7 protein-coding genes are annotated in these 13653 nt (G+C 46.9%); 3 read left to right on the top strand and 4 right to left on the bottom strand.

All coding sequences use genetic code 11. The features are described from left to right. Positions 1–13: 13 nt before the first annotated feature. The gene (locus RIC07_RS12415; protein WP_446394809.1) at positions 14–6109 is read left to right on the top strand and encodes a two-partner secretion domain-containing protein; all 6096 of its coding nucleotides are present in this window, start codon (positions 14–16) and stop codon (positions 6107–6109) included. A 146-nt stretch (positions 6110–6255) separates the two neighbouring features. Here RIC07_RS12415 and RIC07_RS12420 read toward each other — a convergent pair whose 3' ends face one another. After that, positions 6256–7299 carry a pentapeptide repeat-containing protein gene (locus tag RIC07_RS12420; protein ID WP_446394810.1) on the bottom strand — a complete coding sequence of 348 codons (1044 nt, stop codon included), beginning with the start codon at positions 7297–7299 and terminating at the stop codon, positions 6256–6258. 117 nt (positions 7300–7416) lie between these two features. Beyond that, positions 7417–8538: a site-2 protease family protein gene (locus RIC07_RS12425; RefSeq protein ID WP_446394811.1), complete on the bottom strand. Its 1122-nt coding sequence runs from the start codon at positions 8536–8538 to the stop codon at positions 7417–7419. 268 nt (positions 8539–8806) lie between these two features. Here RIC07_RS12425 and RIC07_RS12430 point away from each other — a divergent pair, with 268 nt between their 5' ends. After that, the gene (locus RIC07_RS12430; RefSeq protein ID WP_446394812.1) at positions 8807–9310 is read left to right on the top strand and encodes a 2TM domain-containing protein; all 504 of its coding nucleotides are present in this window, start codon (positions 8807–8809) and stop codon (positions 9308–9310) included. Between the two features lie 252 nt (positions 9311–9562). On the opposite strand, the gene RIC07_RS12435 is transcribed toward RIC07_RS12430, so the two are convergent. Together RIC07_RS12435 and RIC07_RS12440 are read right to left on the bottom strand one after the other, a co-directional pair. Beyond that, positions 9563–10513, bottom strand: a complete 951-nt coding sequence (locus RIC07_RS12435; protein ID WP_446394813.1) for a precorrin-6A/cobalt-precorrin-6A reductase — start codon at positions 10511–10513, stop codon at positions 9563–9565. A 3-nt stretch (positions 10514–10516) separates the two neighbouring features. Next, positions 10517–10711, bottom strand: coding sequence for a hypothetical protein (locus tag RIC07_RS12440; protein WP_446394814.1), 195 nt, complete (start codon positions 10709–10711; stop codon positions 10517–10519). 392 nt (positions 10712–11103) lie between these two features. On the opposite strand from RIC07_RS12440, the gene RIC07_RS12445 reads away from it, so the two are divergent. Next, complete coding sequence (locus tag RIC07_RS12445) at positions 11104–13644, top strand: sugar phosphate nucleotidyltransferase (protein WP_446394815.1); 2541 nt, start codon at positions 11104–11106, stop codon at positions 13642–13644. Positions 13645–13653: the final 9 nt, after the last annotated feature.

The raw sequence follows: 13653 nt of genomic DNA on the forward strand, positions 1-13653 counted from the left end.
TAGTTTATTTTTGTTGAATCCCAATGGGATTATTTTTGGGGAGAATGCGCGGTTGGATATCGCGGGTTCGTTTGTGGCGTCTACGGCGAATTCTGTGGTGTTTGAGAATGGGGTGGAGTTTAGCGCCACGAATCCAGAAGCACCGCCGTTATTAACGATTAATTTAACGCCGGGATTGCAGTATGGGTCGAATTCAAACGGAAGGATTGCTAATGCTGGAAATTTAGAAGTGGGGCAAGATTTGACCATAGCGGCAGATACTCTGGATTTACAAGGTCAATTAGAGGCTGGGGACAATTTAACGCTTACGGCTAAAGATACGGTAACGATACGGGATAGTGTAGCGAATCCCTTTATTGCCACGGCTGGAGGACAGTTGCTGGTTCAAGGAAATCAAACGATAGATATTTTTGCCTTGAATCATCCCGATAGTGGCTTGTTTTCCGGTGGGAATATGGTGTTGCGAAGTGCCAACACTGTAGGAGGCGATGCTCACTATTGGAGTGGGGGAAGTTTTGCGATTGAGCAGTTAGATGGAAGTTTGGGGGGGTTAGAAAGTCCCAATGATCCGATTATTCGCGCTAATGGTGATGTAGCGTTGAATTTTTACCAAGGAGCATCTCTACACATCCTTGCTGGAGGTAGTGTCACCATTCCTGGCTTAATTTGGATTCAAGGTGCAGACCCTGTTAATGGAATTGTTGAGGAAGTTACTTTATCGGATGGAACATCAGTATCAATTAATGGTCGCACTCAACCGACTCTCGACATCCGAGCCGGAACAACAGCATTCGGGACTCCATTTTTTAATACAGGTGAACCAACAAGTGCAGATATTAGAGTTGGCACAATATTGTTTGCTGATGCGGCATCTGATCCTATGAACGGACTGATTCTACCTCTATCAGGAACGGTTCTATTAAGTAATCAATACCAGCCCAATCCCTCACTTAATGGTGATATTCAAATTGTAGCCACACAGGGAGGGGTATTGACGGGTGTGGCAATAGGAAATAGTAGTGTTGAGGGCGGTGGCGATATCTTTCTTGATGCTCGCAACATGATTACACTCAATGGTCTAGTTTCTGCCTCTTCTTTTGGATTCGCTAATGCTCTGGGTCAGGGCGGTGATGTTAACTTTATAGCCCAAAATGACATCATTTTCATGCCTAACTCTAGTATCGATAATTCTGGTTTATTGGCAGGTGATGTCTCCCTTCAAAGTCAAGGAAATATCTCTCTTTATAGCAGTGGTATTGTCAGTAACAACTTTGGGACAATACCTGGATTGAAGGGAGGCAATATTAATCTTACAGCTCGGTCGCTTTTTTTAACTAATGGCGCTCAACTCAATACCAGCACTTTTGGAAGAGCCGATGCCGGAAATGTGACGATTAATGTCTCAGATGCCATAACTATGGCTGGAGGAGGATTCTTTACCGGAATTCTGAGCAATGTCGAATCCGGTGCAAATGCTAATGGAGGAAATATAAATATTGTAGCTGGGTCACTGTCTATTCTTGATGGCGCTCAAGTACAAACCCTCGTTCGTCAAGCTACTGGTACCGTCCCTGCCGGACAAGGCAATGCTGGCAACATCAATATTAATGTTCGGGATGCTTTTACCCTTGATGGTGTCAATTTTGTGCCAAGTACGGTTACTAGCGGTTTGGATTTTAGAGCTACAGGCACAGGCGGAGACATTGATATTGAAGCGGGTTCGTTTTCTATCACCAATGGTGCTGAGTTAACTGCTAGCACCTTTGGATTTGGAGATGCAGGAAACATAGATATTGATGTATCGAATAACCTTACTGTAGCTGGAGTGAATGCCGGATTTCCTAGTCGAGTCACCAGTAATGTTGAAGCGGGAGGAGTTGGCAACAGTGGCGATATCAATCTTACAGCTCGGTCGCTTTCCTTAACTGATGGCGCTCAAGTACAAACCCTCGTTCGTCAAGCTGCTGGTAACGCCCCTGCCGGACAAGGCAATGCTGGCAACATCAATATTAATGTTCGAGATGATTTTACCCTTGATGGTGTCAATGTTGCGCCAAGTACAGTTACTAGCAATTTAGATTTTGGAGCTACAGGCAGAGCCGGAAATATTGATATTGAAGCGGGTTCGTTTTCTATTGCCAATGGCGCTCAATTAAGCGCTAACACCTTTGGACTTGGAAATGCAGGAAACATAGATATTAATGTATCGAATAATCTCACTGTATCTGGAGTAAATGCCGGATTTCCTAGTCGAGTCACCAGTAAGGTTGGAGTGGGAGGAGTTGGCAACGGTGGCGATATCAACATTCAAGCTAACTCGCTTTCCATCACAGATGGTGCTGGAGTACAAACCTTTGTTAGTAAAGCTACTGATACCGTCCCTGCCGGACAAGGCAATGCTGGCAATATAAATATTAATGTTCGAGATGCTTTTACCCTTGATGGTGTCAATTTTGTGCCAAGTACAGTTACTAGCAGTTTAGGTGTTAGAGCTACAGGCAAAGGCGGAGACATTGATATTGAAGCAGGTTCGTTTTCTGTCACCAATGGGGCTATGTTAACTGCCAGTACCTGGGGACTTGGAGATGCGGGAAACATAGATATTAATGTGTCGAATCATCTCACTGTAGCTGGAGTGAATGCCGGGATTCCTAGTTTAGTCGCCAGCAATGTTGAAGCGGGAGGAGTTGGCAACGGTGGCGATATCAACATTCAAGCTAACTCGCTTTCCATCACAGATGGTGCTCAAGTGCAAGCAATAGTTCGTCCAGCGTTTAATTCATTCCCGGCAGGACAAGGCAACGCTGGCAACATCACAGTAACAGCGTCGGAGTCTATAGAACTAATAGGCGCTTTAGCTAATGGGATATTTAGTAGCTTACTGACTCAAACCGAATCAGGAACTACCGGAAATTCGGGAAACTTGTCGATTACTACGGGAAGGTTGACGGTTAGGGACGGAGCCACGGTATCAACTAGTGTGGCAGGTATAGGGAAAGGTGGCAACTTGACTGTTACTGCCTCTGATTCTGTAGAAGTAATTGGTACGGTAACCACAGCTAATGGAATACGTACCAGCCGCTTGATTACTCAAACTGAAGAGTTAGGTGGAAATGCTGGAAACTTGAGGCTTGATACAGGACGGTTGCTAGTTCAGGATGGAAATTTATCAACAACGACTTTTAGTGCTGGAGAGGGAGGAAACCTCAGCGTTACTGCCGATTTAGTTGAAGCGAGAGGATTGTTTGCTGGCTTGGGTGCTTTAGCTGGAAGTAGTGGAGATGCGGGAGATTTAGCCATTGATACGGAGAAGTTAATTATTCAAGACGGCGCAGCCGTTTCGACATTAACTTTGGGTGAAGGACAGGCTGGAAATCTGAATGTCACTGCCAGAGAATCTGTGGAAGTGAATGGTATGTCACCCGATGGTCAAGCTGTTAGTTTTCTATCTACGGAAACTTTTAGTCGTGCCAATGCAGGAGATTTAACAATCTCCACTCGACAGCTAAGTATTCGGGATGGAGCTAAAGTATCAGCTTCTAGCTTTGGGGCAGGGGACGGCGGCAATTTAACCGTAACTGCCTCTGAGTTTATCGAACTGAGCGGCATTTCACCCAATGGTCAAACGTTTAGTAATTTGTCTGCCAGTGCTTCAGGAACTGGAACGGGTGGCAACGTGAACGTTTCAACAGGTCGGTTAACGGTTAGAGAGGGAGCCGCCGTATCAACCTTGACGGCAGGTAAAGGTGATGGAGGAGATATAGTTGTCACGGCTTCCGAGTTAGTAGAAGTCATTGGTATCGCACCAAATAATCGCGCTGCCAGTGGCATATCCACTCAAGCAAACCCAGGTTCGGAGGGCAATGCCGGGGACTTAACGATTAACACAGAGCAATTAATTGTCCGAGATGGGGCTCAAGTAGTAGCTGGTACCCATGGTCGTGGTGATGGAGGAAGCTTAACGGTGACTGCCTCCGAATCAGTAGATTTGATGGGTAGCAGTGGCTTGTTCACTAGCACTGAGTTAGCCATGGGAGGAGACGCGGGAGACTTAACGATTAACACAGAGCGATTGATTGTCCGAGATGGGGCTCAAGTATCAACTTCTACCTCGGGTCGGGGTAATGGAGGGACATTGAGCATAAATGCTTCTGAGTTGATACAGGTCATCGGGGAAGCAGCCAATGGACGACCCAGCGTTTTGGCAACTGGAACTAAGGAAGAGGCGACAGGAAATGCCGGAAACTTAAACCTTGATACAAGCCAGTTAATTATTCGGGATGGAGCAGGAGTATTAGCTTCTACCTTTGGCAGTGGTAATGGAGGGACATTGAGTGTAAATGCTTCTGAGTTGGTACAGGTCATTGGGGAAGCAGCCAATGGACAACCCAGCGGTTTGGGGACTGAAACTCATGAAGAGGCGACAGGAAATGCCGGAAACTTAAACCTTGATACAAGCCAGTTAATGATTCAAGATGGAGGTCAAGTCTCTACTCTGACGTCTAGCCTCGGCAAAGGTGGCGACTTAACGATAGAAGCCTTAGACTTCGTGGAAGTAGTGGGAACTACAGCCGATGGTAGCATTCCCAGTAACCTGAGTGCTGGTTCTTTAAGTAACAGCGATTCTGGAGACCTCAGGATTACCACAGGACGACTGCTCATCCGGGATGGAGGACAGTCAACAACAGGAACTTCTGGTGCGGGCAAGGGGGGTAATCTGATTGTAGACGCCTCAGAGTTTGTGGAAGTAACTGGCACAGGTGTGAGAGGAAACAACAGTGCCTTATCTACACTCGCTCGTTCAGGTTCCACAGGAGATGCAGGGGATTTATTGCAAATCGATACAGGAAAGTTAATCATCCGGAATCGGGGCGCGGTTGCCGCTTCTACATTTGGCACAGGAGCGGCAGGTGGCTTAGTTATCAATGCTTCTGAATCTGTATCTCTGAACAATCAGGCGCGTTTGTGGACTAATTCAAGGAGTGTTGGTAGGGCTGGGGATATGAGGATTACCACACCACAGTTAACTCTTCAGGAGAACTCCCAGGTGTCTGCTGCCACTGTATCCAGTCAAGGTGGAGGGATTACCTTACGAGGTTTAGACACCTTGCAAGTCAATAACAGCTTTATTTCCGCTTCCACTGAAACAGGTACAGCCGGAAAATTGACGGTTAATGCGGCTGACTCCGTACAACTTACAGGAGAAGGCGGTTTGTCTGTGGAAGCCACTAATGGTGGTACGGCTGGAGACTTAACCGTTACAACCAGGGAACTTCAGGTGGAAGAAGGAGCGCAAGTTACCGTCAGCAGTCCCCAAGGACAAGCCGGGAATCTTACAATTGCAACGGATTCCATATTCCTCAATCAAGGCACAATCTTTGCTGAAACCGGAATCAGTAGCGCTCAAGGCGGTGCCAATATTACCCTGGACGATTTAAACCTGCTATTCCTAGAAAACGAAAGCCTGATTTCTGCCAGCGCCCTCGCTGACGCCAACGGCGGTAACGTGACAATTGATTCAACATTCATCATCGCCCTACCTCCAACGGGTACAGAAGGAAGCGATATTATTGCCAATGCGGTGCAAGGGAACGGAGGGCGCGTCAGCGTTACCACTCAAGGGCTATTTGATATTGCATTTCGACCTCAACGCACTCCCTTAAACGACATTACCGTTAGTTCCGAATTTGGACTAGATGGTGTCTTTGTGGAAAACCGACCCGATATTGACCCGAACCGAGGATTAACCGAATTAGAGAATAACTTTGTTGATGCAGAACGCCTGATTGACCGTTCCTGTAATGCGGGAGGTGCAGCATTAGCCAGTAGCTTTATTTTCACAGGTCGCGGCGGTATTCCACCAAGTCCTCTGGATGTTCTGGAGAGTGACGTGATTATCAGTGAGTGGGTGAGTTTAGATGAAGATACTCCAACCCAAACATATCCAGAATCTGTCACGCCCAATTCAAGTCAACCTCGGCAGATTATTGAAGCGCAAGGGTGGGTAAAACTGGCAAATGGGCAGATAATGTTGGTGGCAGAATCTCCTACAGTCACACCTCAGGTGAATTGGCAAAATACCACAGACTGTGACAATATTCCTGAATAAAGTAGTGATGAAGGTCGAGTTTATGATGACTAAATAAACTCCTACACTGCCCTTTATCCAGCACCCAGCTAAAATAGTGGAATAGATATTACGATTTTAGGGGCGCAAGGCTTGCGCCCTAACAATTTCCTTTAAATGCACCCTGTTTAAATCCTTCTTTTAGCCTCTTGATGATACAAAATATTTTCGTTTTTTTTGAATTTAGCGGGTTGGAGATTGACGCCATCAACATAAGCATTGCTGAGATCCACTTGACTCAGATTAGCATCACTCAGATTAGCGTCACTCAGATTAACATCACTCAAATCTGCCCCTCTCAAATCAGCCCCGCTTAAGTTAGCACCACTCAAATTAGCATCGGTAAAATCAGTATTTCTCAGATTAGCCCCACTCAAATCAGCATTACTTAAATCCGCATTATTGAAGTCAGCATAACTCAGATTAGCCCCACTCAGATCAGCGTCACTTAGGATAGTATCCATCAAATCGGCTTGACTCAGATCCGTTCTACTCAAGTTAGCATGACTTAAATCCGCCCGACTCAAGTCCGCACCCTTTAAATTAGCACCAATAAGATTAGCATTGCTCAGGTTAGCATCAATCAGATCCGCACCTTTCAGGTTAACTTCACTCAGATCCGCATGACTCAGATCTGTGGCAATCAAGCAAGCACCAGAGAGTTTCGCGGCATTCAGTTTCGCTTTATGAAGTTTCGCTTTATCCAGGTGACTGTTACTCAGATCAGCGGTAATTAAATTGGCTTCTTGTAAGTTAGCTTCATAGAGAAACGCTTTCGGTAAGTTGATACGTTGTAAATTTGTCCCTGGAATATTGAGTCCTCTCAAACTCACACCATCTTCATTCAAATCTTGTAGGGCTTGAACCCGGGCATAGCTAGTTTGTCGTCCATGGGCAGCGTCTATTGTGCGCCAAGCTTGGTAATAGAATTGTTTCTTTCGATTCGGCGTTTCTTTTAAAAATAAAACAACCGCCGCAAAAATACTGATAGCTTCAACATTATTCAGAATTTTAGAGAGTTGAGAGTTCTCATCCGTAATCAGGATCACGCCGATAACCAGAACAGTCGCCCCGACAACAACTGACCAAGTGGGTAACTTCCAGAAATAAGCGACGAAATGAACTGAAAATTTTCGTACCCAAAAGATTAATCGCTTAAGTTTTGCCTTCACTGAATCACTATTTAACCTCCTAATACATCTTTTACAGGATGCCCATCTATTATAAATCCCCCGAACTTTATTCGAGGGATTAGGCTTAAGTCTTTAATTTCAGTGACGCCAATCGGTTTAAGCGGGATTGGTTTGAGTTCGCTTCTCTAGGAGACTAACAATTGATGCCTTTTCCAACAGTCCAACCAGGACTCCATTTTCGCGCACCACAGGCAATTGAGTAAATTTGCCTTGTTCCAGCAGCGTAATCACTTCTAACAGAGACTGATCGGATTTGACGATCGCATCCAAATCCACAGGCTGGATCAGTTCGCTGACTGGAGTCGTTGTCCAGTTTGAGGTGGGGATCGTTTTGAGATCATCAACCGCGATCGCACCGATCAATTGTCCTTGTTCATCAGTCACCAAGAACTTGCGCCATTCTTTTTTGCCAATAATGTAGTTGTTGGCAAATTCCCGCAGCGACAGATCCGCCGAGATAATTGGACTCTCTGGAATTACCGCATCTTCAGCTTTCAGATCCTGGAGTTTTTCTTGCAGGGTGGCTGATTGCGCCGACATACCCGCATTTTGCAGCAGGAATACCCCAATTAATAGCGTCCAGATACTACCAAAGTTACTCAGTCCCAAGACAGAAAGGATGCCGATGCTGATTCCCATCCATCCCACAACCTGACCAACCCGGCTGGCAAAAACAACACCTCGATAGGGATTCCCGGTGATTTTCCAAACCACGGACTTGAGGATATTGCCACCATCTAACGGTAAGCCAGGAATCAGGTTGAACAGGGCTAAGACTAAATTGATCGAAGCCAGTAAACTGAGAATGGCTGCCAAGGGACCAGAGACGCCGCTGCTCACGCCGATACCCGTGAATAGGGCAAAAAGGGCTAAACTAACTAAAGGACCCGCGATCGCGACCCAGAATGCGTCGGCTGGCGTTTGAGATTCCTTCTCCAAGCTGGCTAGACCCCCAAAGAGAAACAGGGTAATCGATTTCACCTCAATGCCCTGGCGAATGGCGACTAAACTATGCCCCAATTCATGGGCTAAAACCGAGGCAAATAGCAACAGCGCCCCCACGAATCCCAGCACCCAGGGTAAAAGACCTGTCAATCCGGCAAACCCGCCGAGATATCCGCCAAACTCAAAGGTAACCAAAGCTAGAACTAAAAACCAGGAGGGATTTACATAAAAGGGAATCCCCAATAAATTACCAACACGAATACTACCGTTCATACGAATTACCTCAAATCTACTCTCAAAGAAAACGTTTTTATAGTTGTTATAGTGTCCTCCTTGGGGTCTGAATCTATCGTAACGAAATGTAAAACTTCCGTTCCACTATTATTTTTCGTAAAATCCGACCCTAGGGGTTCGGTTGTGAACATCAGCAGGTCTGTGCTGTCTGTCTAGGTGTCGTTGATAATAATAGAGGAAGGACAACCTCAATGTGCCACTATTTGTTGTTTTCATCTTCAGCCCACTCATCCTCTTAATTTAGGTCATGTCTGTTTCTGAATCCACTACTATCCAGTCTTATCACCAAGAAGAACTCCAGCAAATCCTGAATCTCGCGATCGTCCGTCAAGCCAATGGCGGCGAGTTTTCCCGGACGCAGCTTGTGGAAATTGCGGCTGAATTGGGAATCTCGCCAGCGAACCTCCAACTAGCGGAACAGGAATGGCGGCTTCAGCAGCAACAGCAGCACAAGCGCCAGGAGTTTGAACAATATCGGCGCAGCCAATTAAAGCAGCGGTTTGGCAAATATATTATCGTTAATAGCTTTTTAGTTGTGATTAATTTGCTCAGTGCTGGTCAGCTTTCCTGGGCGTTGTATATTCTGTTGTTTTGGGGAGCAGGACTGGGTTTGAAGACGTGGAATACTTATCAACTTCAAGGAGACGCTTATGAGAAAGCGTTTCAAAAGTGGTATCGCCAGCAACAGTTTAATCAGTTGACTCAATCCATTTTTACCCGGCTGAATAATTGGATTAAGGCAACAGGGTAATGTGGGGTTGGGTTGATTAGGTGTAAGGATTTAGGTCTGTGTTTCGCTCATTTATAAATATAGCGCTACGCGCTGGGCAATAGGCAATGGGCAACACCTCGACTTACCTCGACTTACCTCGGCTTACCTCGGCTTCGCTCGGCAACACGCTCGGCAACACGCTCGGTAACACGCTCGGTGTGGAATATGCAATAGTGAAGAAAAACGCTTACCTTACAAGGGATTGAGTGATTTGATTTTTTCTTTTATGTCCTAACTAGAGTGCGTAGCGCTATATCTCTGGCAAAACTCCAACGCTACGGCGACATCACTGGTTTGCTGTGGATACGTTACCACTGGACGATCAATGACAATTAATGGAATTCCCAACTGCGCCGCCACTTGTCGCTTCGTCGCCTCTCCCCCGGCTACCCCAGACGCCTTAGTCACTACCCGTGAAATATCCCAGTGACGCCAGAGTGCCATTTCCAATTCAAAAGGTACAGGGGGGCGTAGGGCTATAATGCGATCGCGACTAAATCCGGCGGCGATAGCCGCCTCTAGAGAGGTAACGGCGGGAAGAATCCGGGCAAATAGAGTCGATCGCGCTTGCCAGTCTTGAAATAAGGATAAAACTTTATAACCCACTGTCAACAGTACCCGTTGCTGGTTCAAATAGTCACCCGCCACCAAGGTTTCAAAGCTGTCTAAGGTAATTACATCGGGTTCATTATTCGCCTGTAGGGGCGGGTTTAGGGAATTTGGATTCGCTGTTGATGATAACCTTTGTTCAAAACCCGCCCTGACCGATGTGTAGGGGCGGGTTTCACTATTATCGTTTGTTGTCACCCTGATGTTACTAAACCCGCCCTGATTTCCCCCATCTCCCTCGTTTCCCTTAACCAGAGGACGTTCAAAACGCAGGTAGGGAATTTGGTAACGTTGTGCCGTCGCGATCGCAAGTCGGGAAATTTCTACTGCATAGGGATGAGATGCATCAAGTATGGCTGTCATCTGCTGCTGTTGACAAAGCTGCTCGATTTGCTTCCCATTCAAGCGCCCTACTTGCACCTGTAAATTTGGTGTTTGAGGATAAAGTGACTCAGCGGCGGCTGTTGTCACCGTAACCAGACAACGCAGATCTACAGACGCGATCGCCTCTGCTAACTGTACACTCTCACTTGTCCCACCAATCAGCCACAGACGCCTTTGACTCTCTGGCAAAACCTACCGACCTTTCAGCGCTCTGTTAAAGTTTTTCCGATAAGACTTATTAGCCACAATCAAAGCGGGCCACAACAGAGACAAATAAATCCGGTTAGGCAAGCCACGGGAGAAGTTTGTCCGATTGAACCCCGTCCAGAACTTCCAAGCGCCGTAGCCATAAATCCCTAACACCAGAAGCAAAACTAATACTTTCATCCAAATTAACCCCCAAGAAACCGAATCAGGGACTGTTTCACACCGACCGCGAAGCCTCAGCCGAGCAAAAGCGAGCCTGCTAATTCACTCATTTTAGACCAACTTCCCCAAAACGTCTCCGGTGATCTCTGGAGGTATACGAATCATTGGATCAACTGTAATATCTAGCGTTCCGCTTTTGGGCGGCATTCTTTCAGTCCTGGGTAGAATTGATCCCGGATACAAGTCACAGTAGCATTAAATTCAGTTCTAGTCTATTTATCCATCTATGTATCAGTTGTAGCGTGACCTTGCTAGCTCAGCTTTTCTCATCAGGAACGGTTGAACGAGACAATAAGTAGAAAACTATACGGTTCAAACCCCGTCAAGCCCAAAAATTTTTAGGAGGACTTATGCGAGCAGTGCTGATGGCAGGCGGTTCGGGAACACGTCTGAGACCACTAACCTGTGATCTGCCCAAACCCATGGTGCCGGTACTCAATCGACCGATCGCGGAACACATTATCAACCTACTCAAACGCCATAACATCACCGAAGTCATTGCTACACTTTACTACCTCCCCGATGTGATGCGGGATTATTTCCAAGATGGCAGTGACTTTGGCGTGCAAATGACGTATGCGGTCGAAGAAGAGCAGCCCCTCGGTACTGCTGGTTGCGTGAAAAATATTGCCGAACTACTCGATGATACCTTCATTGTGATCAGTGGTGACAGCATCACCGACTTCGATTTGCAAGCCGCCATTGAATTCCACAAAAGTCGTAAGTCGAAAGCCACCCTTGTTCTCTACCGCGTCCCCAATCCTGTGGAATTTGGGGTGGTAATTACCGATGAACAAATGCGGATTCGCCGCTTTTTAGAAAAACCCTCAACCAGTGAAATTTTCTCAGATACGGTAAATACAGGCACTTACATCTTAGAACCCTCTGTCCTGGATTACCTGCCCGAAAACACAGAATCTGACTTTTCTAAAGACCTGTTTCCCCTACTCTTAGACAAAGGGGAACCCATGTATGGCTTTGTCGCGGATGGATATTGGTGTGATGTCGGTCATCTTGATGCCTACCGCGAATCCCACTACGACGCTTTAGATAGAAAGGTAGAGATTGATTTTGCTTACGAACAGAAGCGATCAGGGCTATGGGTAGGACAAAATACATCCATTGACGCCACAGCTAAAATCGAAACCCCAGCCCTAATTGGCAGTAATTGTCGCATTGGTCCAGGGGTGAATATTGAGGCAGGAACCGTCATTGGGGATAATGTCACTGTTGGGGCTTACGCTGACCTGAAGCGTCCGATTCTCTGGAATGGTTCAATTATTGGTGATGAAGTCCATCTGCGGGCTTGTGTCATTTGCCGAGGAACCCGGGTGGATCGTCGTGCCCATGTCTTAGAAGGTGCGGTTGTGGGGGCTTTGTCCACCGTGGGAGAAGAAGCGCAAATTAGCCCTAGTGTGAGGGTTTGGCCCAGCAAGAAAATTGAATCGGGTGCCATGTTAAACATGAACCTGATTTGGGGAAGTACAGCGCAACGGAATCTGTTTGGTCAGCGCGGCGTTCAAGGCTTAGCAAATATTGATATTACGCCAGAGTTTGCGGTCAAATTAGGGGCGGCTTACGGATCAACCTTAAAAGCGGGGTCTCAAATTACCGTCTCTCGCGATCAACGTAGTATCTCTCGCATGGTATCGCGATCGCTAATTGCGGGCTTGATGTCGGTGGGGGTTCATGTCCAGAACCTAGAAGCCACAGCTATCCCCATCGCTCGTCTGGTTGTACCCACACTAACCGTGATCGGGGGGATTCACGTCCGGGTACACCCGGATCGCCCTGACTATATTCTGATCGAGATTTTTGATTCCCACGGTATCAATATCTCTAAGGCGAAGGAGAAGAAAATTGAAGGGGCTTACTTCAAAGAGGACTTGCGCCGATCGCCGATTCCAGAAATCGGCAATGTCAACTACCCCAGCCAGTTACTCGATCTCTATAGCGTCGGCTTTGAGCGGCATTTAAATGTGCAAGCGATTCGCAATAGTGGCGCGAAATTAGTGATTGACTATGCTTATGCCGTTTCTGGGGCGGTTCTCCCCGTCTTGTTGGCGAAATTCGGCTGTGATGCCGTTGTCCTCAATGCCAGCTTAAATCAAATGTCCCTCTCCGCCGATGAACGAGAAGGATTGCTCACCCAACTCGGTCAAGTGGTTGAAGCCTTAAAGGGCAATTTTGGCGTGCAGGTGTCCGCGAATGGGGAACAACTGATCTTGGTGGATGAATCCGGAATGCCTGTACGTGGGGAAACCCTAACCGCGCTGATGGTTAGCGTGATGCTGACGGCTCATCCTCGCAGTACTGTAGTGGTTCCGGTTCATACCTCCGGTGCTGTGGAACAAATCGCCCGTCGTCATGATGGTCGAGTGATTCGTACTAAGGCGAATCCAGCGGCGTTGATGGAAGCCTCTCAAACTAATCCTAATGTTGTGTTAGGTGGTTCTGAGGAAATGGGCTTTATTTTTCCGCAACTCCATCCCGGATTTGATGCCATGTTCTGCATCGCCAAGTTAATTGAGATGCTAACAATTCAAGAGCGATCCTTAGGTCAGATTCGCAGCGAATTGCCTCGGGTGTGCCATAAAATCTATACCATGCGCTGTCCTTGGACGGTGAAAGGCGCATTAATGCGCCACTTAGTCGAAACCCATGCCAATGATGACTTAGAACTCATTGATGGGGTGAAAATTGTGGATCGGTACACAGACAGTTGGGTGTTGATTTTGCCCGATGCTGGAGAACCCCTAGTCCATATCTTTGCCAACAGCGATGATCGGAATTGGGTCGATGAAAATCTGAGAAAATATCGCACGTATGTGCAAGAGTTCATCGAACAAGAGCAAGGGTTAGAACTGCCCCAAGCTGAATCGACTGTCTAGGAGGTGTAA

The organism is Coleofasciculus sp. E1-EBD-02 (genome assembly GCF_040218245.1).
In the GTDB taxonomy this organism is placed as follows: domain Bacteria; phylum Cyanobacteriota; class Cyanobacteriia; order Cyanobacteriales; family Coleofasciculaceae; genus Coleofasciculus.